Annotated in this window: 13 protein-coding genes and 1 pseudogene; 9 read left to right on the top strand and 5 right to left on the bottom strand. The window is 35.2% G+C overall.

Annotation, left to right across the window (positions count from 1 at the left end; genetic code table 11):
* The first annotated feature begins 132 nt into the window (after positions 1–132).
* From AC27H3_RS01255 to AC27H3_RS01240, 4 genes and pseudogenes are all read left to right on the top strand, one after another.
* Entirely contained in the window at positions 133–2,853 is a 2,721-nt protein-coding gene (locus AC27H3_RS01255) for a nitrate reductase (protein ID WP_487103063.1), read from the top strand.
* A 773-nt stretch (positions 2,854–3,626) separates the two neighbouring features.
* On the top strand, positions 3,627–4,055 hold the full coding sequence (locus AC27H3_RS01250; RefSeq protein ID WP_487103061.1) for a hypothetical protein: 429 nt from the start codon (positions 3,627–3,629) through the stop codon (positions 4,053–4,055).
* 164 nt (positions 4,056–4,219) lie between these two features.
* Entirely contained in the window at positions 4,220–4,699 is a 480-nt protein-coding gene (locus AC27H3_RS01245; protein WP_487103059.1) for a hypothetical protein, read from the top strand.
* Positions 4,700–4,874: 175 nt separating this feature from the next.
* Positions 4,875–5,543, top strand: a pseudogene (locus tag AC27H3_RS01240) (transposase); the annotation flags it as partial.
* 227 nt (positions 5,544–5,770) lie between these two features.
* Here the strand turns inward: AC27H3_RS01240 and AC27H3_RS01235 are convergent.
* On the bottom strand, positions 5,771–7,717 hold the full coding sequence (locus tag AC27H3_RS01235) for an AsmA family protein (RefSeq protein ID WP_487103057.1): 1,947 nt from the start codon (positions 7,715–7,717) through the stop codon (positions 5,771–5,773).
* Between the two features lie 320 nt (positions 7,718–8,037).
* Here AC27H3_RS01235 and htpX point away from each other — a divergent pair, with 320 nt between their 5' ends.
* Complete coding sequence (htpX, locus tag AC27H3_RS01230) at positions 8,038–8,910, top strand: protease HtpX (protein ID WP_487103055.1); 873 nt, start codon at positions 8,038–8,040, stop codon at positions 8,908–8,910.
* An 806-nt stretch (positions 8,911–9,716) separates the two neighbouring features.
* Positions 9,717–10,538, top strand: a complete 822-nt coding sequence (locus AC27H3_RS01225) for an RMD1 family protein (RefSeq protein ID WP_487103053.1) — start codon at positions 9,717–9,719, stop codon at positions 10,536–10,538.
* A 259-nt stretch (positions 10,539–10,797) separates the two neighbouring features.
* Here AC27H3_RS01225 and AC27H3_RS01220 read toward each other — a convergent pair whose 3' ends face one another.
* Positions 10,798–11,490 (bottom strand): substrate-binding periplasmic protein, encoded by a 693-nt coding sequence (locus tag AC27H3_RS01220; RefSeq protein WP_487103051.1) that lies wholly within the window; start codon positions 11,488–11,490, stop codon positions 10,798–10,800.
* A gap of 538 nt (positions 11,491–12,028) precedes the next feature.
* On the opposite strand from AC27H3_RS01220, the gene AC27H3_RS01215 reads away from it, so the two are divergent.
* Together AC27H3_RS01215 and AC27H3_RS01210 are read left to right on the top strand one after the other, a co-directional pair.
* Positions 12,029–12,655: a PEP-CTERM sorting domain-containing protein gene (locus AC27H3_RS01215; protein ID WP_487103050.1), complete on the top strand. Its 627-nt coding sequence runs from the start codon at positions 12,029–12,031 to the stop codon at positions 12,653–12,655.
* Between the two features lie 537 nt (positions 12,656–13,192).
* Positions 13,193–13,906: a PEP-CTERM sorting domain-containing protein gene (locus AC27H3_RS01210; protein ID WP_487103048.1), complete on the top strand. Its 714-nt coding sequence runs from the start codon at positions 13,193–13,195 to the stop codon at positions 13,904–13,906.
* Between the two features lie 306 nt (positions 13,907–14,212).
* Here AC27H3_RS01210 and AC27H3_RS01205 read toward each other — a convergent pair whose 3' ends face one another.
* From AC27H3_RS01205 to AC27H3_RS01195, 3 genes are all read right to left on the bottom strand, one after another.
* On the bottom strand, positions 14,213–15,730 hold the full coding sequence (locus AC27H3_RS01205; RefSeq protein WP_487103046.1) for a hypothetical protein: 1,518 nt from the start codon (positions 15,728–15,730) through the stop codon (positions 14,213–14,215).
* A 9-nt stretch (positions 15,731–15,739) separates the two neighbouring features.
* A complete protein-coding gene (locus AC27H3_RS01200; protein ID WP_487103044.1) occupies positions 15,740–15,907 on the bottom strand; it encodes a zinc ribbon domain-containing protein in 168 nt (55 codons plus the stop codon).
* A gap of 196 nt (positions 15,908–16,103) precedes the next feature.
* Complete coding sequence (locus AC27H3_RS01195) at positions 16,104–20,087, bottom strand: two-component regulator propeller domain-containing protein (RefSeq protein ID WP_487103042.1); 3,984 nt, start codon at positions 20,085–20,087, stop codon at positions 16,104–16,106.
* Between the two features lie 392 nt (positions 20,088–20,479).
* Here AC27H3_RS01195 and AC27H3_RS01190 point away from each other — a divergent pair, with 392 nt between their 5' ends.
* Positions 20,480–21,115, top strand: coding sequence for a PEP-CTERM sorting domain-containing protein (locus AC27H3_RS01190; RefSeq protein ID WP_487103040.1), 636 nt, complete (start codon positions 20,480–20,482; stop codon positions 21,113–21,115).
* Positions 21,116–21,554: the final 439 nt, after the last annotated feature.

Genomic DNA, 21,554 nt, shown 5'->3' with positions numbered 1-21,554 from the left:
AGTTTTGCTTTAGCTTAGCAGTAGCGCACACGACTTTGATATTAAGAAGCCACTTAATTTAAAATTTTACCAACGCACTTTTTGCAAAAAACGAATAATAATTGCACTGGTGAGTTAACGTTTGAGAACTTCATGACCGATATTATTTTTACCGATAAACAACCTTCAGCTTTAAACAATAAACTCACCACAAATAAAACTAATTGCCCTTATTGTGGGGTAGGTTGCGGTATTGAAGCCACTGTTGAAAATAATAAGGTTATTGCCGTAAAAGGTAATAAACTGCACCCTGCAAACCTAGGGCGCTTGTGCGTAAAGGGTTCTTCACTTCATGAAACACAAGGGGTAAAAAATCGAATCTTAAGCCCGCGTATTGATGGCGAAGATGTAAGTTGGGACCAAGCAACGTCTAAAATAGCCAAACATTTTCAAGAAACAATTGCGCAATACGGCCCAGACTCAGTCGCTTTTTATTTATCAGGGCAGTTACTTACCGAAGACTATTATGTCGCCAATAAACTCATGAAAGGCTTTATTGGCTCAGCCAATGTTGATACCAACTCACGATTATGTATGGCGTCTGCCAGTACAGCTCACAAACGTGCCTTTGGCGAAGATATTGTGGCTGGCTGTTATGACGACTTAAGCGCCGCCGAAGCTATATTTATTATTGGCGCTAACCCCGCTTATGCTCATCCCATTGTTTATCAGCGCATGATTAAAGCGAGGGAAGAAAACCCAACACGTAAAATAGTGGTAATCGACCCACGTAAAACGGCTTCTGCGAAAGATGCCGACTTATATCTGGCAATAAAGCCTGGCAGCGATGCTTATTTCTATAACGGCTTGTTAATGTATTTGGCTGAGCAAGGGCATTTAAATAACGATTATATCGCCAAGCATTGCCAAGGTTTCGAACAAACATTACAAACCGCACAAAGCCAGTTTGCTGATATTTCAGCTGTAGCAAAGGCCTGTGATATAGAGCTTTCATTATTGCTTGAGAGTTACCAGATTTTTGCCGAAACTGACAAAGTCGTTACCTTTTTCTCGCAAGGCATTAACCAATCATCAAGTGGTGTTGATAAAGGTAATGCCATTATTAATTGTCATTTAGCGACGGGGAAAATAGGGCGAGAAGGTGCTGCTGCGTTTTCAATTACCGGGCAACCTAATGCTATGGGTGGTCGCGAAGTAGGTGGCTTATCGACGCAGCTTGCCGCGCATTTACATTTTGAAAACCCCAATGAAATAGACTTAGTTAAACGTTTTTGGCAAGCCCCTAACATTGCGACTAAGCAAGGCTTAAAAGCGGTAGACTTATTCGACGCGGTAGATTCTGGAAAAATAAAAGCCATTTGGATCATGGCGACTAATCCTGTAGTGAGTATGCCTAATGCTAACCTTGTTAAACGCGCATTAAAAAAATGCCCTATGGTTGTGGTGAGCGAATGTTATGAAAACACTGACACTGTTGCTTATGCTGATGTGGTGTTACCCGCAAGTACTTGGGGCGAAAAACATGGCTCTGTAACCAACTCTGACCGAACCATTTCTGTGCACAAAAGCATGTTAAAAGCGCCAGGTGAAGCAAAAAATGATTGGCAAATAATTACCGACGTTGCACACAAGTTAGGCTTTAAAGCAGCATTCAATTATCAACATCCCGTCGATATATTCAAAGAGCATGCGGCATTGTCAGGTTTTGAAAACAGCCACCCTTATGCCGATAAAAGAGCTGAACATGATATTTACCGGGTTTTTGATATTTCAGCGTTAGCTAACATTTCACTATCTGATTACGAAAATTTTACACCAACGAAATGGCCAATTAATACAGCGAACCCCAGCGGGGTAAAACGTGTATTCACAGATGCTGTGTTTGCGACAAAAAATCAAAAAGCGAACTTTATCCCTATTATTGCGAAATTACCTAAAATAGCGCCGAGTCTTGATCAAGTGGTAATGAATTCGGGGCGAATTCGCGATCAATGGCATACTATGAACAGAACCGGTCGTGTTGCTAAGTTAATGACTCACTCAAGCGAGCCTTATATTGCTGTTAACGAAGAAGATGCCAAGCGTTTTCAATTAGCAGATAAACAACTCGCTGTGCTCACTAACTTGGGTGCTGAATATATTGGTAGAGTAAATATTACGAATGAGCAGCGCACGGGCGAAATTTTTGTTCCTATACACTGGAATGATAATTTTTCGGCTTCTGCTCGCGCATCTGCATTGGTAAACCCGATAACTGACGATCTTTGTGGGCAACCCGAATTCAAACACAGTCCAGTTAATATTAGGCCGTTTAATGCTGTATGGTCTGGCTATTTAATCTCTTCGCAAGCGGTAAACTGTTCAACCCATTACTGGAGCAAAATACAGCTTGAACAAGGTCACAAATATTTATTATCTGATCAGCAAGAGCTAGCTGAAGATGAAACTTTTCTCGCTGACTTATATCCGCAGATTAACGACTGGGTAGTATTAAAAGACCAGCAAAAAAATGTATTACGTATTGCCGGCTTTATCGATAACCAACTGCATTGTTTTTTTGCAGCAAGCACCGATTTAAGCCTGACGTTTAACAGTAGATTTATTGAACAGCAGTTAAATAAATTCCTACCAATAAAAACTCGCTTTAAGCTAATGTCGGGTATTGATAGTGATGGCAAAGGCGATGTGGGCGACATGATATGCTCTTGTTTTCAGGTGGGTGAAAAAACCATACAAGCAGCGATTAAATCCGGCGATTGTAAGTCGGTAACCAGTTTAGGTGAAAAGTTAAAATGTGGCACTAACTGTGGTTCATGTATTCCTGAATTGAAAACATATTTATTGAACGGTTAACTTTAAAAGCAATTTTTTACATTGGTATAAAGTTAGCACAACACTTAACATTTTATGAAAATGTTAAGTGTGTATAGGTTCTGACTTCATCTGACAGACAGTTATGAGCCTGAAACTGGCGTAGTATAACTCGATTAATATCTCTGTTTGAGCACATTGCTGATATTTCAACGAACCTGCCTCCGTAGTTTATGTTTAATTTTTATTGTAAAAGCCAACAAAATTATCAACTAAAAAGTATTGATGTAAAAACACATTGATGTAAAAAAGTATGGCAAGGAAGCTAGCAGAAAACGTTAACAGCGAGAATGACTTTGAATAAATCATCACCTTCAATGAACCAGAGTAAATAGTTTATATATATTGTTAACCTGTAATTGGCTCATAGTTTTCTTGGTATCACATGATCCACTGAAATACTGTTTTTTCAGAAGAGTTTACTTAAAACGGCTCTAATCCTTTTATCCACATCGGCTCTTAAATATGAATAAGAAAAAGAGAGCTCATATATTTATCTTTATTTATTTTGTTACGCCACAAAATGTACTGTGCATCTATACAGTTTGGTGCTGTTTCCTGCTTTCATCCAATAAAAAGGAAATATTCTCGTTTATGTCTTTAACATCACGAGATGTTTTATTAGTAACTTATTGTAGATAATGAATAAATCAGGTATGTTTTGATTATCTTAAAATATGAAAGAAGGATTTTTTCCTTGTTTAAACAAGGATTTTTTCCTCATAATAAGCTGTTATACGAACACGGAGCGTGGTGTGAATCTTGAACTTAGAATAATCCCATACATGAATTTCTCTGAAAAATGGTTTACCAAATTTTCACTGTTATGGTGTTCTATTTCTCTCTGCATTGGGTTATATACAGTGAATGATTTAGCCTTAGTCATTGCGGCACCTATAATGACTGTTTTTATGTATTTCGCTGCAATCGTAATGGTTACACTTGTGATCGGTTTTCAACGAGTAAACCCTTTTAACTCACCTAAATCTAATTTTGTAAAATATGCAATTTTGCTTTGTTGGGGCTTCGGTATTTTTGGGTTCATTAATTTTTTGTTTACGGGTATATTTCAAACAACAGAGTTCGAAAACTCCAATTATTTTATAATCGTGGGCTCAGTATTTCCATTGGGTGTTTCTGTAGGAGCAGCTAAAGAATGGAGTAAATTCATAGCTAGTAGTTAAAGTTCGTATAACAAGAAATTAAACAAGGACAAAAAACAGTTGGCTTTTTGTTCACTCCGTTCACTTATTTTAGCCAACAATTTTTTGCCTGTTAATTAGGCGTTAGTTTTTTTCTTATTTCGGTGTTGTATTTAAATATTAATTAATCACCTTTAGAGGCGTTTGTGAATAAAGCATTTATAGTTTTAATTACTTTTTTAACATTCCAAACTTACGCAAATGATTCTGAATTATTTGTAAGTGTTATAGATGAACAGCGATTATTAGTTACTTTGTTAAACGATAGTGAAGACCCATATGAAATAATGGAAATATCACATAAAACGTTGTGTAGTTCAGCTATTGGACAACTAAACTTTTATTTACATTCTAAGGATAAAGTTTACATACCTGATAATGGTCACATTAATTATATTTGCGATCTAAAAGGAAGTACTTCTTTACCTATGTATATGGGGATATCTAAAGTTTTTGATTATTCTTTATTACTACAAGAATTTCGAGTTAATTCAGAGATAGAACAGGATGTTGCAGTAGATGGTACATACAAACTTAAAGCGGTTGTGTGTAACGCTGAGCTTCAATGTTTTAATAGTAATTTATTAGATGTTGTTATTAAAAATGGTACATTATCTTTTCTATAGTGTTATAAAAAACTAACAAAACTTCAAACGGAAAAAATACAGTTGCCTGTTTTCACTCCGTTCAACATTTTAGCCAACTACATTTTTCAAATTAACGAGACACCCACTCAAATTTGCATTTTATGAACGCTGTTCTATGCTTGTGAGCAAATAGGATTTTAATCAGGAAGCTAGGATGGCAACCCCTCGAAAAAGACAAATCAGTTTAGTCGATACCCCTTATTACCATTGTATTTCACGTTGTGTTCGACGTGCTTTTTTATGTGGAGAAGATGCCTTTACAGGGCAAAGTTATGAGCATCGCCGCCAATGGGTTGAGGATAAGTTACATTTTCTTAGTCAAGTCTTTGCGATTGACGTTTGTGCTTATGCGGTAATGAGTAACCATTATCATGTGGTGTTATTTGTGGATGAAGAAAAAGCCAAACAGTGGAGTATGAATGAGGTACTCGAACGTTGGCACCGTTTACACAAGGGCACATTACTGACACAACAATACTGTCGTGGTGATGTGTTAGCGAAACCGTTGCTTGAAAGCGTTAAAGCCAGCGCTGAAGTGTATCGCAAACGCCTGATGAAAATCAGCTGGTTTATGGGTAATATCAATGAAGGTATTGCCAGAGCCGCTAACCAAGAAGATAACTGCACAGGCCGTTTTTGGGAAGGACGTTTTAAATCTCAAGCACTCCTTGATGAAGCCGCACTTGCCGCTTGTATGGCTTATGTTGACTTAAACCCCATTCGCGCCAATATCGCCAACACCCCAGAAGATTCAGTGCACACCAGCGTTAAATTACGATGCGAGCAAGCCACACAAAGCCAACAACCCAAAACCCTCACAAAAATTAACCGGACACTCATCTTAATTGAAATTACAGAACACTGAGATATTATAAGATCGCTGTTATGTGATTAGATTTTATTTAGAATGAGTGCCTCTATTAATTACTATCTATTAATTACTCCTCTATTAATAATTAATTACACAGGGCAGCTCTCAAAAAAAGCTCAGCGATAGTAAATATAAACTATCGCTGAATGTTAACGCAGCCAATTCATTCAGCTAATTTACTAGCCAAATAGACCTTTTAATTTGTCTTTGAGTTTGTCTTTAACCTTTTCCTTTGCTTTATCTTTAGCGCCGGAGCTTACATCAGGGCGTATTTTTACTTTATGAAATGGTCCGGTAATTTTAATTGGTATTACCACACCAGAGTCAGTACTTTCTGCTGCTTGGCCTTGAGTTGACGCTACTAGCTTTGATTTAATATGCAAGTTGACTTTGGTTTCAGGTAAGTCGATATCACCAGTGCCCGATATTCTGATAAAGGGATTATCTAAAGATAAATTGTCAGTATTAGCGACACCGTTATTAAGTGTAAATTTCCCGGTTAAAGCGGCAAAGTCAGTTTTTTCTGCATTACTAAAGTCGCTGTCTAAACTTACTGCAGATAAGTTACCTTGCATTATGTTACTCGCACTTTTTGCAATAGCGGCTAAATTTAAGCCTTTAACTGCACCGTCGATAAAGCTAATGTCGAGCTGGCCATTAAGTTTATTAATAAACTCACGTTGGCTAAGCCCTTGAGTTGAAAGATCCCAAGCTAAGTGACCTTTACCTAGTAGTTTGTCAAAGCCAACTGCATCGGTAAGTAAGGGCTCGGCGTTAATATTAGCTAGCTCAAATTTAGTCGTGATTTGGTAAGGTTTTTTATTCGCATTAACCCTAATTTTACCACTGCCATTACCTTCATAACCCTCGAAACTTTTTAATTGCATATCAGCAACACTATTGTTTAACACAATCGCTAATTCATTTTTACCAAGCTTGATATCACGTACCAATAGTTGACTCGATTGAATTGAAATATTGGCATTTATTGACCCTAATGCTGACAAATCAACCGGGGTATTATCCCAAACTATGGGTTGAGCCGCTTTATCATCGCTTGGTGGTGTTTCAATGACAGTGCTTGGCTCAGGCAAGTATGGATTTAGATCAAGCACGCCTAGATCAATTTTACTTTCAACATTAAGTGGCGTAGTTAAAGCGATGCTAGTTGTGCCTTTAAACTCTAGGGCGTCTAAACTAACAATTAACTGCTCTAGACTCAGCTTATTGTTAGCAAAGCCAATATTACTTTTAAATGAAAACTTATTGAATGCTTCATCTTTAGCTGGCAATGGAATATTTTGCCAGTTGAGTAGCTCTTTAACAGAGTCACCGGAAACCGATAACTTGCCGCTTAACTCTTTGCCCTGTTGTATAACTTCACCTTGGTAATTTAATTTCAGCAAAGCGGATGATAAATCTAATTCTACAGAAAATGGCTGATTATTTATGGCCTTAGCGGGTGAAGTTATGCTCGATTCAAGCTCAAGCACTTGCGCCATATACCTTACACTGCCCGTGAGTTTAAGGGGTTGTTGTAAAGAAGGCAGTTTTACCGCTAAATTTAGTTGGTCGATTACCTGTGTTTGCTTATTTTGATGATCAATAAAAGTGAGCTTGCCGGCATTAATTTCTACTTGGCCTAAACTAATATCAAAACCGTTAGGCAGGGTAACCGACTGACCTTTATTTGCTGAATTTTCGGTATTGTTTTCTGTGTTTTTTTCTGCGCCTGTTAATGTTGAAAACTGCCAATTAACGCTGCCATCAATATTCTTCTCTAAGAGGATGTCAGGATTATTAATCACAAATTTTTCAATCGCCAATTCCCCCGAAAACACTGAAAGCCACGGAATATGAATCAGTAGTTCGCTAATGCTTGCCATGTCTGACTTAGAGCCACCTGCCGCATTAGAAAAATGCACATCTTTTAATGTTACCGACAAGCTAGGAAAAACACGTAAACTCTGTTCGCCATCAACCGTTAATGTACGTCCGGTAGATTGTTCTACGTTAGTGCTTACCCGGTTAACAATATCCTCTGTTGATATTAACTGTGTTGCAACCACGGCTAATAAAACAATGGCAAGAATAAATATAACGATGGATTTTAAAAATATTTTCATAACAGCTCTTAGATAACTAAAGTTATTGCCTACTATAGTAAAAAAGAAGATTAAATTCATCGAATAGGCAAATAAAGATTCGAGTATTTTGTAAACCAAGCAAATTATTATAATAGGTAAATTTTGCTTGAAAATAGGTTGGAGTACATGCCGTTAAGTATGTTTTAAAATTGTGGCATACCTATAGCGTTACTAGGTTATTATGATGCTGACTTATCTGAAGCACTCGTAAAAATATACAAACAAACACAAAAAATGTATTGATTAAAAATAAATTAGACATATTATGTCAAGGTTGCGATCAATTACTGGAGTTTAACATGCAGCGTATTGTCTTATTCTTATTAACTAACTTAGCGATTATGGTTGTGCTAAGTATTACCATGAGCATTTTAATGTCAGTATTTGGCATTGATCGTCAGGGCATGGGCGGCTTACTGGTTATGGCGAGTGTTTTTGGTTTTGGTGGCTCATTTATTTCATTGCTAATGTCGAAATGGATGGCAAAGCGCTCTGTTGGTGCTTATGTGATTGAACAACCAAAAAATAACACTGAAAAATGGTTACTTGAAACGGTTAAGCGTTATGCCCAACAAGCTAAAATTGGTATGCCTGAAGTAGCCATTTTTGATTCACCCGATATGAATGCTTTTGCAACCGGTGCCAATAAAAATAATGCCTTAGTAGCGGTTAGTACTGGTTTATTGCAGCACATGACACAAGAAGAAGCTGAAGCAGTTATTGGCCATGAAATTAGCCATGTAGCTAATGGAGATATGGTAACGCTAACGCTAGTGCAGGGGGTGGTAAACACTTTTGTAATTTTCTTAGCGCGAGTAATTGCCGGCCTTATCGATAACGCTACTAGAAGCAATAATTCAAATGGTGCAGGTTTAGGTGGCTTTGCTTATTTTGGCATCGTATTTGTACTAGAAATGCTGCTAGGTGTGCTAGCGAGTACTATTGTGGCTTGGTTTTCAAGAAAAAGAGAATTTCGTGCCGACATTGGCGGCGCAAAGTTAGCTGGTACATCAGCAATGATTAGTGCTTTAGAGCGACTTAAACGTAGCCAAGAAAGCCATTTAGAAGGTTCTATGATGGCATTTGGTATAAATACTAAGTCTTCATTTAGCCAATTATTTGCTACGCATCCGCCACTAGAAGATCGAATTAATGCGTTAAAGTCTATGTAGAAATAGGGTTACAAAAGCAAAGTTTTATCGGTAAACACGCTTGCTAAGTAATATGTAAAAAGCGCTAACCTTGGTTAGCGCTTTTTGTTTTCAAATGGGCATTATTTGCGGGTAGCGTTTAAGAATACCAGCGTAATGTGATATGTTTTTTATTAACCTAGCTTAATTAAATCAGCCAAAAACAAACGCAAGTCGCTCCAACTCATTTCGCCATTTTAATCTTCGAAAACTCTTTGTATAAACCTTGAACAAGAATCTTGAACAAGGATAGTGATGAACCACTCCTCATTCGATATATATGGATGTTTTTGTGACTAAAAATTTTATTGAGAATAACTTGTGCAGTTATTTTTCGTAAATATTTGAATGACGCTACTGACTTTCACACGGTTTAAATGTTCTGATAACTTTTAAGTGCTTGTTAATAAAGTCTATAAAATTTTATTCTCAACGGAACTAACTTTCTCAATATTTTTTGTTAGCTTGATTAAAAAAATGATGTTGAGCTTTTTTAATAAAAGTGCAAAATCAGCGAAATTTTTACTTAGGTAGGATTTTAATTATTGTTTTATAACGTAAAAAAACAGAAGTTTAGGCAAATAATTTATTCTATATGTGTATTTGAAAATGAGCACCTAGTGAATAAGATACTTAAGCTAAATAGCGACTAAGGTATTGCTTGTGTATTGTTAAATAAGTCAGGGAAAACTTAGGGAATTTAGAATAATAGTTAATATAATCAGCGACATGCACTAATGCAGCGCGTATCAAACACATAAATAGTTTTGTCATTTAAATGAGTAACCATGGAACAACTAATAACAGATAATAGCATTGTCTTTAGCGACGATAACTTATCTATTTACAACTTTGGTGATGACTTCTCATCAGAGAATTCTAATATCGACAAGCGTTTTTTTGAAGGCGGAACTCGCTACAGAGATGCGGTGCAAATAGTTGTATCTACTGGCGAATATTGGATATTTGATTACGGTGTAGTGGTGTTTTGGGCGGTTGATAAAGTTGAGCGCCAAGCGTTAATTAATAGCCTTAAAAAAGACAATACAACGCATTTTGAAAAAATTGAAGAACATTTAAGCTTTACATTCGCTAGCGAATTGATGATTAAAAAAGATCTTATTACCTTGCCAGACGATGATCCTTTAACGCGTTTAGCCATAAGTCATGCGTTGGCGCAATCGAGTAAGCTTATGGAATATGAGGTGCAAGCGCAAAACTCGATTAAAGACTATGCCCATATTCCAGAAGAGTTGGCTAAGTTTGGCAAAATATCGATTAGCCCAAAAGAAATAGCTAAAATTCGAGGCACGTTATTAAGTACTAAAAGCGACATTATTCTGCATTATGGCTTATTAGATACACCTGACTTTTTTTGGGAGTACCCGGAGCATGAAGTGGCTTATCAGCGTATGGCTCGATATATGGATATACATCAACGTATAGAGCTATTATCGAAAAAGCTTTCTACCATTAATGAGCTATTTGAAGTGCTAGCTGAAGAGCAAAAACATCAACATTCATCATTTTTAGAGTGGATCATCATCGTGTTGATCGCCATTGAAATTGTTATATTCTTGGCAGAAGAATGGAAAAACTTAATGGCTTAATCAGCAGAATACTCTAATGTGCAGCGCAAAGACCTAAAGTAGCTTTAGGAATATTTAAAGCGTCTAATGTAGTTAATTAGGCGCTTTTGTATTCAAAAACTTTTGTACATCAGCGTTTTAAATTGGTACATCATTTAACTATAAAGCTTCAACTTATAGGTAAGAGCTTTGGTTAGCTACTATCTGGGAAAAAAAATTTAAAAAATCACGCTTTACTAATATTTTTCCCTGTTAGGAATAGAAGTTCCTTTAAGCGAATTTATAAAGCAGGAGCATAGTGCTCAGGGTGTGCTAATTTAAAATTATTAATAACTTTTTGAAATTCTTTATTTTTGTAAAACTCTTCCGACAATTGTTCATATTTTTTAGCTGAATGAGCAATTTTAGATTTCTTTGATAAAGCCATAAAAAGTAATGCGGCATCATCTAAATCGACGGTCATTTTTTTTATCCCTTTATTACTCGAACTTTGAAACTTTTCGAGTTCGTTAAACTCAGTTGAAATGACAACGTCAACTTTACCAGCGGCTAGAACACGAAATGCAGCCGCCATATCATTAATATAGACTTTTTCAAAGTAATCATCGGGCGCATTATCAAATTTTTCAAACTGTTTTATACCTTTCAATACCGCTATTTTTAAGCCTTTAAGATCTGCAAATTTAGTTATTGTTGGGCCGTTTTGGTTAACATAAAGAGATTTCTTATTTAATGAGCCATATACAAGTAAGTGTGCGAATTCACGACGTTCAGGTGCGTCTAATAAACCCGACATAATATCCACTTTACCAGCTTTTAACATGCCTAAACAACGCCAAATAGAGTTGTCCTGTGTATATTGAACTTCATAGCCGAGTTGATTAAAAAAATAAGTTGTAGCGGCAATATTTTCACCAATAGGTGTTCGATTAGGCAGTACAATCTGGTACGGCGGAAAATGTGAAACGCACATGGTTAACACTTTTTCTTTAGCAGCAAAGGCTGAATTTACATGGGAAATTGATAATATAAATATCAAAAAAGTAATATATTTTTTTAACAATGTAATGGCTCAAAACTAGGGCGTAAAACTTTATATATTATAAGGTAGGTAAAAAAAGAAGTACAAGATATGTGAGCAAGAGGTTTTATTTGAAATAAACGATGCAGCCTACTGAACTAGGTTACAGCCAAGATAATTTATCTCAACTATAAAATAAACTTATGACTATAAGTTTTGGGCTGCTGATTACAAAATATATTTATTAACATTATGCCTTAAATTCATTTGCTAAATTATTATGTCCATTTTTTTTACAGTAATTACAGTGGGTTGAATTTTATTTTATTTAATAATTTGAAATTAAAGGATAAATTTAAATTGGCTTGTTTTGTGCTTTAGATGCTTTGTGTATTAATGAGTGTGTCTAGCTTAGAAAACAGTAAGTGATGTTGTTTCACTTTAGTATTTACCTCAAGAGAGTTTGCTGAGGGATTAAAAGGAATATCAAATGAAATTTAAAATTTTGAAAGTTGCAATTGTAAGTAGTTTTTTGTCTGTAAGTAGTTTTGCTAGTGCTACTTTGATACCTTTTGGTATACAAACCGATATCGATACAAGTACCTTAACCAATAACGGATGGAGTTTAAACTTTCAGTCAAACTGGGGATCACAAGACGCCCATGACTACGAAATGTTTGCTGGAATTGCTCTAGATGAATATGTTTTTATTGGCGCATTAGATATTGGAACTAATAACATAGCCTTAGGCTCTGCTGTGCTTTATTCTGATTTGTTAAACTATACCTTAGGTAATGCTACGAACGACTATAACGGTGCATCTTGGTATTTTAGAAACGATTATTCAATGGGCTTTGTTGATATAGGTGAAACAGTGACTTTAAACTCCGCTGATACATCTGCTGATAATGGTGCTTTATCAAAGTTATCATGGCATATGCATGATGACTATACTGCTGGATACAAAGTTGGAAACTATGCTAGTAACAGTAGCGGAGTGTATGAAAAAGTTGTATTTAGAGCTTCGGCAATCGACGTTCCAGAGCCATCTACATTGGCCATTTTTGCTTTAGGTATTATGGGCTTAGCAGCACGTAGATTTAAGAAAAAAGCTTAATAATTTCTTCTTTAAATGTGTAAAAACATCAATTGTTATGATTGGTGTTTTTTTGTATCTGGTGAATTCAAACATGCAGCCTAGATGCATTAAGTTTATTAATTTTTGAAGTTCTTATTTTGCTATTTATTACGCTATTTAAGCTGCTTGGAGTGTGCTGTTTTAGATATTATTGATATCAATAGCTAGCGTTAACGAAATTAGCTCGGCAAAGTAGATTTAAATTATGCGCCCTTGAACATACATTTTTTTAGTGTTTATATTCTTGAACCACCATGACAGGTTTTATAACAAAATATTAAATAGTTAGATTTTTATCAAATATTCAATTAGTTAGTAACTTGTTTATGTCGAATTATTTTACAGTTAATAAATAGACAATAAACTCTATAAATTTATTTTATTGAAATTTATAGGGTTTATTCTTTTGGTGTGCTTTTTGCTTTACTTCAGAAGTAAAAGTAAAACACAGGTAAAAGCTTGTACTAGTTCATTTACCTTATATAAAAGAAATAATAAATAACTAAGGGACATTACATGAAATTTAAATTATTGAAGGCGACAGTTGCTAGTTTGGCTTTATCTGTTTGTGCAAGTTCAGCATTTGCTGGATTAATTACAAATGGTGATTTTGAGACAGGTGATTTTTCAGGTTGGTCTGTTTCACAGTCTGGCGGCTCGACACAAACAGTTCTTCCTGCATCTGGCGATCCAGAACTGGGGGCATCTCCTACTTCAGATTTTTATGCATTCGCTGGAAATCAATCAGGTCCAAGTCAGAACATTTTTTGGCAGTCAGTTGTAGTTCCTAATAACCTTTTATCAGCTAATTTCTCTTTTGATTATGCCTATCAAAACTTCGGTAGTGGATTCTCTAGCCCAAATACTTTAGCGTTCAATAATGTAAGTAACCAACAATTTCGTGTAGAGATTCTACTAGGCAGTTCACTTTTCGATTCTGTTGCACCAAGTGATATCGTATTTAGCGCGCTTCAAACAAACCCTGGAGACAATAATACTCAAGCATGGACATCTTTTAATCAAAATATAACTGCTTCACTTTTAAGTTTGCAGGGACAAAACGTTTTAGTTCGATTTGCTCAAGCTGATAATAGTGGTCCATTTGATATAGGGTTTGATAATGTCTCTATTACTACAGAAACCACTAGTGTTCCCGAGCCATCCACATTGGCTATTTTTGCATTAGGGATTATGGGCTTAGCAGCACGTAAATTTAACAAGAAAGCTTAATAATTTCTTCTTTAAATGTGTAAAAACATCAATTGTTATGATTGGTGTTTTTTTGTATCTGGTGGACTCCAAATTAGAGAGAACTGTTAAATTTATGTTGTTGATAGTTTAAATGTTTAGGTTGGAACAATAACGTGAACTTAACTGAATTTCATTAGCTTATTTATAGTTTATATATAGTTTATTTCTAGCGAAAAATTGCCTGTTACTTGGTCATGTCAGTAATAATAAACGCTATGTAATATGTACCTTGCAGCAATAACGCAAGGTACATATTAATTAAAGCTAAGCTTTTTAATCTTATTGTTATTTAATCTGAATACTATTTAAATGTACCCAGGCTGAGTCGCCATTATTAGAAAATTTGAATTGTATATAATTACCTTCAACTGAGACAAACTTCTTTATCGGTAAGGTATTTACGCCTCTGGCATAAGAGGTTAAGTCAACACAGTCAGCAGGTATTGCTCTTTTAACATAGTGTAAACTTCCATAGCTGTTTTGCAGTTGTGTGATTCTATGAATTGAATTGAAATAAAGGCAGGTATAAGTGCCTCGCTCAATATATCCTGATCCATTTTTAATTTTTTCTACTTTAAGCATCTTAGGGGTTTTATATCCTAATTCAATCGCTTTACTATGGTTTACATCTCCGCCAATACCTTTGTAAATCATCTCTGCTAGTCTGACTTTACTGGCAGAGGAAAGTGATTTTAAGCCTTTTTCATAATACGTTCTTGCAACCTCAAGGTTTTTTGTTACACCAATACCACTATCATAATATTCACCAAGGTAGGCGTAGGTTTGTGAAGGATTGCTGTTTTTACTAAGCTGTTTATCTAACAGCTTATGTAGTAGCTCAACAGATTTACTTTTTTTATCTTTCGCATCGTAAATACGTTTCAAACCATAAGTGACCGAATCTATATTTGCAGAGAGTAAAGCATTATACATAGGCTCAGCTTTGGCATAGTCGCCTTTATTTAAATACCCTAGAGCTAAATTTGCTAACACTTGGTGTAGTTTATTTGTATGTTGGGAATTCTCTTTGGCCTTAACTCTTAATTTTTGCTTTTCTGTTGGTGATAATTTATTTTCTGAATTACCAGATATGCTGGATATTATGCTCTCTGACTCTTCAGCAATAGTCGCGTGCAAATCTAAAATCAGCTGTTCGGCTTCGACTAAATAATTACGCAGAATAAGTTTATTTATTAGCATAATCTGGTTTTTTTTCTCTTTTAGTAACCCAATTGTTGTGAATACACTGTTGATCTCTCTATTGTCTATTTGTGCTATAGCAACTTTAATTCTGTGCTTATCTACATCATTTTGTTCAAACATAGCTGCGCTACAAGCCAGTACCAAAACTTCATGCGATGAAAAACGCTCTAAAACAGCTTTTGAATAATACTTGTGCTCTTGTTTGACATCTTTACTCGAGTTCCACTCATTACATAACTCTACTGCGTGGCTTGCAACTTGCATTTTTAAATACCACTTAGCCTGGGTTACTTCAAAAAATAATTTAGATATTACAACGCCAGCAATCAATATTAAGGATAATCTAAAGTATTGCGAATAATACTTGTAAGCTTTATTTATTGCCCACTGATCGGCGGCAGTCTTGTTTTGTTCTTTGTCAGCCAAAATTAATATCAGCCCAGTAAAAGAACCTAAAAAAGCACCCAATGATAAAGAAACAACGAACACGGTATTTGAGTTTATGAACTCATAAGATTTAACAAGCATCATAATGAAATACACAACAGCCATGAAGAAAAATGCTGATGCTATTACAATTTTACTTTTTTTTAATGACATAAATTTCTCCTAAAGTAATAAAAGCCAATTAATAATGCCAAAACTACCTAGCAATATTGAGGCTACTAGCAGTAGATTTCCTAAGAAGGTTGTAGGTGCTTTATATCCGCAGAAAGGGCATTTGTGTGCATTTGAAGATATTTGCTTTTCGCAATCAGGGCAGTTTATTAAACTCATTTTTTATTTTTACCTTTATATTAGCTTTGGTTAACGTTCGTTGGTCGTTAACTTACTGAGCTGGGAGCATTAAAAATATCGTAATATTAATGGTTTTTACTTGCTTTAACTAATCCGACTTTATGATGAACATAACCGACAAAAGATAATAAAGTGCTGTTAATTCAGCCTATTACTATTAATAGTGCTTAGTATCCTATTTGGGGTGAATAAAGTCGGAAGGCGATTTTTTGAAAGCTGCTTTAAAGCTGCGACTAAAATAGCTTGATGAATTAAAGCCAACTAAGTCAGCAGTATTAGAAATTGATTTACCAGCGAGTAATAGTGCTTTTGATGCTTGTAATCGATAATTACGAATAAACTCGGCTGGCGTTTGATCAAATAATGCTTTCATTTTTCTTTGTAATTGTCGTTCGCTCATCGCTATTTGATCGACTAACTGTTCAACACTAAAGTCGCTATTACTATAGTTTTTTTCAACGATGTTATTCAATTTAGTATTAAAGTGCGTATCTCGCTCAGATATGTATTGAGTCTCATGACTTTGAGATGTGCTATTAGACAAGTTAAGCAATGAAGTTCTTTTAGTTAACGTGTTTTGCACTTTTAGTAATAATTCTTTGGTATCAAAGGGTTTTGCAATGTAATCAATAGAGCCAAGTTCTAGCCCTTTTAATTCACTTTCTTTATCCGCTTTAGCGGTGAGCAAAATAACGGGGATATGACAAGTGTTGTCATGCTGCGCCAGTTGTTGCAATAATTGATAACCATCAAGCTCAGGCATCATTACATCTGAAATAATGATGTCGGGTATTTCTGCTATCGCAATTTCTCCCCCTAATAAACCATTTTTTGCTGTTATTACTTGGTAATGAGTTGAAAAAATTTCAGCTAAAAATTCACGCAACTCATTGTTATCTTCAACAATTAGAATGTTTTGTTTTCCGGGTACTGTACGGGGCTTTTTATTCGCTGCTAAGAGATTTATTTCATTTTGTGGTGTTAAGGTTTTTTGTGGTTGAACAATACCATAGTCATTAATAGTTAACATAAATGATACAGAGTGGCTTGCAATGCTAATACATTCAATTTTCCAACTGTTTTGTTGGCAAATTTCTCTAACAAAAGCTAATCCTAGGCCAAAACCTTGTTCACTATCTGGCTGCCCTAAGCGTTCGAATCGCTCAAAAACTTTTTCAGTTTCTAATGCTGTTAATCCTTGGTGTTCGTTTTCAATGACAAGTTGATATTGACTCCCTTTAATTCTAGAGTGCAGCTTTACCCAACCATTACTCATTGTATATTTAAGCGCATTACTGAATAAATTTTCGATTACTGATGATAACTCATGATTATCAGCATAAATTGTGGCGTTACTATGTACATTTTTTGATAATTTAATGTTTTTAGCCTGTAATAACGGCTCAAAGGCAATAATGTATTTATGTAATAACTCATCAATAGCAATGTTTTCTTGGGCTTTATCTTGTTTATCGATAGATGTTAAATGCAGTATTTTTTCAACTAAACTAAAAAGCCTTTTACTGTTGTTATTGGCCATTTTTAACAGTTTATTCTGTTTAGTGTTAAAAGTATTATCTGTAATTAATTGCTCTAATGGCGCTGTAATTAAGGTAAGTGGGGTGCGTAGCTCATGTGAAATATTAGCAAATAAATTTTGTTTTTGGATTAACAGGTTATTTACTTCAGCAGTTCGCTCAGCAATTTTATTCTCGAGTTCTTTTTGGGCTACTTTTGAACGTTTTACACGAATATTGTAAGCCGTAAAAATAAGACTAATTATTATCAAGAAATATAGCGTGTAAGCTATGCTGGTTTGCCAAATTGGCGGATGAACATTAACCGTTAGTAATTGAGTGTTTGGTTGCCAAATACCTAAATGGTTAGTTGATTGTACTTCAAGCTTTAATAATCCGTATTCTTGATTGAGAAATTGAATTGTTTGCGTGTTATCAAGCTCGTTCCATTTTCCGTGATTAAGTTTATATCGATATTTTAATTTAGCGGGCGAGCGATAATCATCAACAATTAAAGTAATACTGAAACTATTTTCATTTGCACTTAAGTTAAGTGCGCTTTCACCGATAATTCGCTGTTTTTTATCTGACTCAAGCAAGTGCAAAGTTACAAAATTAATTGTTGGCGCAAAGTTACTCGAGGTAAACTGTTGAGTATTAACCTTAGTTACACCTTCAGTGCCTGAAAAATATAACCACCCATCTGGCGCTTTGAAGATACCTTTGGTATTAAACTCGTTCCCTTGCACACCGTCTTTTTTAGTGAATTTAGTGGTTTCATTATTAACTAAGTTAACGCGATATAAGCCATTAAAGGTGGTTAGCCATAATACTTCGTCTGACTCTTCTGCTATAGCCTGAATATATTGGCTGTCTAAAGTTAATGGGAAAGCAGTGAATTTATCTTCTGTGGTTGAATATCGATATAGACCAAAGTTAGTGCCTAGCCATAAACCACTTTCACCTTCAAAAATATAATAAACTGTTGCATTGATATATTCATCGTCGAGCAAAGTGTAATTGGTAATGCTGTTTAAGTGCTGATTGTATTTATCGATTCCGGCTCTTGAACCAATCCAAATATTGCCTTGTTTATCTTCTTTTAAGGCATATATTGACAAACTTTGTAATTCACCTCGGGGATCGTTTAGTTGGCCAATATTATCGAACTCAGCCGTTTTCTCATCTATTAACCGGCTAAATCCACCTTCCCAACTCGCCATAAATATATCGCCATTACGTGCTTGAATTACATCTAATACAGCGTTCTCTCTGATGTAATGACTTGAAAAGTCGTTTTTAGTGAAGTGCGATAGCTCTTTTAACTGTTTGTCTAAATGCACAAGCCCTTGGTTGGTTCCTAGCCAATATGTATTGTCAGATGATTTAATTATTTTTAAGGCGAAAGCTTGATGTACTCTATCTAAAAAAGAAAGCTGTCCATTCTCACCAAGTTTGTAGCGAAATAGTCCACTGATAGAGCCAGTCCACATTTCGTTATTTTCAACGAACAAAGAGTTAATATCATCAGACCTTAAACTTAAATTATTTGCAGCGTATTGGTAGCTTTGGAACCTAAAACCATCATTTGGAATTGATATTACACCCATTTGCTGGCTGCCAAACCACACAGTACCATCGGCACTTGTATAAGATGAGCGGTTAGAGCGATAAAGCCGGCCTGCTTTATTTGCTCGTATTAGCTTATATCTTGTAAAAGTATCAGTTGCCCTATGATAAATTGCAGAGCCTCTAATTGTACCTATCCATAATTCGCGTTTTTCATTTTCTGTAAAAGACAGTGCCATATTGTGCGGTAAAGTGGTTGGGTCATCGGTTTTAGCAAGATAGGTTTTAAAGCATTGGCAGTTTTTTTGGTATTTATTTAACCCTTTTTGTTCAGTGCCAACCCAAACTTCATTGTAACTATCAACATACACACTACTTACTTGATTGCTGCTAAGCGAATGAGGGGTATCAGCTTGATGCTGAAAATAAGTATAAAAATCTTTATCATTTGAATATTTGTTTAAACCACCACCTAATGTTCCTATCCATATATTGTTGTTATTGTCTTTTGTTAACGAAGATATTTTTGCATGGTTTGTACCTGAGCCATTTTGTTGGCTGTGTGCAACTCGTTCAATTTTTAAAGTGCTTAGGTTTAATTTTGAAATACCTGAAAGAGTTCCAATCCATAAGTGTTTGTTGTCACTCTCTAACGAAGTAATAGCATTACTACTGATAGTATTTAGGTCCAAGGTGTTGTGCCTAAAATTTAAAAAATCACCCGTATCTGGCTGATATAAGCTTAACCCGCCGGTCTCTGTTCCAACCCATAGTTGTTTTTTTGAATCTACATGAAGGCTAGTAACTCTAACGCCTGCAAGGCTATATTTTTTATTTGGGCTGTAACGGTAGACTTTAAAGTTATTTCCATTAAAACGATTTAAGCCATCTTGGGTACCAAACCACATAAAACCGTCACTATCTTGCGTTATTGCGGTAACAATATTATTAGATAAGCCACTTTCTGTTGTATATGAAATAAAATTTGGATCTGGTTGATAAGTGTTTTCTAGTTCATTGGAGAGCGAGCAGAAAGGAATAATAAGTAAACAGTAAAGTAAAACATGAGGCATTTAGCTTTTTCTTATTTTAATTAGTTAAATAAACAAGTTATGACATACAGAGCTTACAAATATGTAAGCTTATTCACAAGTAATTCAGTTGTGCTTAAAAATTAGATTTAAAAGTTGCGACGAACCGTTAAAACTTGCTCTCTTTTTCTGTCTAAGTCACTTGAAACGGTAGCTTTCAAATATTTTGCAATAAATTCAGATGGTTGATAGAGGTTTTCGTGTCAGTTATTTTTACAACTGTACGAGTGTAAAAATAGAGCAGATAACTAATGCATTGAATTTAAAGTATAATTTTTTTTGGTGTGTTTTTTGCTTTTTGCACGTTAAGTGGGTTTTACTTATAAGGACTTACTTGCCAAATTTACTTTAAAAAAAATAAAAAGGGATAAAGAATGAAAGGTTTTTCAAAAACGAAGTGTAAGTTTAGCAAAATGTTTTTTGCTAGTTTAATGTTTGTAATGTGCAACGCAGCAACTGCGGGCATTATTTTCGAATTTAAACTTGATAATATTAATGCCAACTCGGTAAATAATTTTTCTTCTGGAGATACATTTACCATTGAATTTGTAGATGATAGTAATTTTGGAACAGGGGTGACACTTGCAGATATAAATTCAATGTCATATGACATTGCATCACTAGGTGCTCCAGTATCACTACTTAGTCCTTTGGAGTACCTTAATATAGATAACTTATTTAGTTTTAGTAGTTTAGGGAATAATAATTGGGAATTATCACTGGAAGTAGGAGGTGGCTACAGTGAATCTGCCTATCTAGTTTATGATCATACAAGCAATGTAAGCCGCATGCAGTTAACACAGAATCAATACTCTACTTACTTGTTTTTTAGAAATGCGAATGATGAACAAGCATTTTACAATGATGACCAAATCCTTAACTTTACTACAAGTAACACCCAAAGCTTAGTTCAGGATCCAACACTACAAGTTCCAGAGCCTTCTACACTTGCCATTTTTGCTTTAGGTATTATGGGCTTAGCAGCACGTAAATTTAAGAAAAAAGCTTAATAACTTCTTCGCTGTGAGTGCTAAAAACATCAATTGTAATGATTGGTGTTTTTTTTTTTTGACTGGTAGCAAATAATGGCTCTAAATAATACGATAGGAACAAGCATCTCTGTAATACCAATTGACTTAATGAATCAATCAATTTTAAACCGCTTTTGAATGATCGATTGTTTATATCAATTGGTATAAATATCCAAGAACTATATTGGGTCTTCCTTGAATGAACTTAAATAAGTAATAAATTGCAGACGAAAAAAAACCTTAACATTGCTATTAAGGTTTCGTTTCTTCTCGTTAGAGAATAAATGGTGCCGACTGCCGGAGTCGAACTGGCGACCTACTGATTACAAGGCCGCTACGTGGTGCAGGGAATCCCACTGGCTATGCGGTGTAACCACATGAATAATATATTGAAATACAATAATAGCCCTATCTGTTT

This window comes from Colwellia sp. NW0002-52-1 (assembly GCF_057550865.1).
This window is presented reverse-complemented; position numbering and strand designations above follow the sequence as displayed.

What these genes read in the sequence shown, in the direction of transcription:
- AC27H3_RS01255 (WP_487103063.1), top strand. Translation starts at nt 133, where the DNA reads ATGACCGATATTATTTTTACCGATAAACAACCTTCAGCTTTAAACAAT.
- AC27H3_RS01235 (WP_487103057.1), bottom strand. Translation starts at nt 7,717, where the DNA reads ATGAAAATATTTTTAAAATCCATCGTTATATTTATTCTTGCCATTGTT.
- htpX (WP_487103055.1), top strand. Translation starts at nt 8,038, where the DNA reads ATGCAGCGTATTGTCTTATTCTTATTAACTAACTTAGCGATTATGGTT.
- AC27H3_RS01225 (WP_487103053.1), top strand. Translation starts at nt 9,717, where the DNA reads ATGGAACAACTAATAACAGATAATAGCATTGTCTTTAGCGACGATAAC.
- AC27H3_RS01220 (WP_487103051.1), bottom strand. Translation starts at nt 11,490, where the DNA reads ATGTGCGTTTCACATTTTCCGCCGTACCAGATTGTACTGCCTAATCGA.
- AC27H3_RS01215 (WP_487103050.1), top strand. Translation starts at nt 12,029, where the DNA reads ATGAAATTTAAAATTTTGAAAGTTGCAATTGTAAGTAGTTTTTTGTCT.
- AC27H3_RS01210 (WP_487103048.1), top strand. Translation starts at nt 13,193, where the DNA reads ATGAAATTTAAATTATTGAAGGCGACAGTTGCTAGTTTGGCTTTATCT.
- AC27H3_RS01205 (WP_487103046.1), bottom strand. Translation starts at nt 15,730, where the DNA reads ATGTCATTAAAAAAAAGTAAAATTGTAATAGCATCAGCATTTTTCTTC.
- AC27H3_RS01200 (WP_487103044.1), bottom strand. Translation starts at nt 15,907, where the DNA reads ATGAGTTTAATAAACTGCCCTGATTGCGAAAAGCAAATATCTTCAAAT.
- AC27H3_RS01195 (WP_487103042.1), bottom strand. Translation starts at nt 20,087, where the DNA reads ATGCCTCATGTTTTACTTTACTGTTTACTTATTATTCCTTTCTGCTCG.
- AC27H3_RS01190 (WP_487103040.1), top strand. Translation starts at nt 20,480, where the DNA reads ATGAAAGGTTTTTCAAAAACGAAGTGTAAGTTTAGCAAAATGTTTTTT.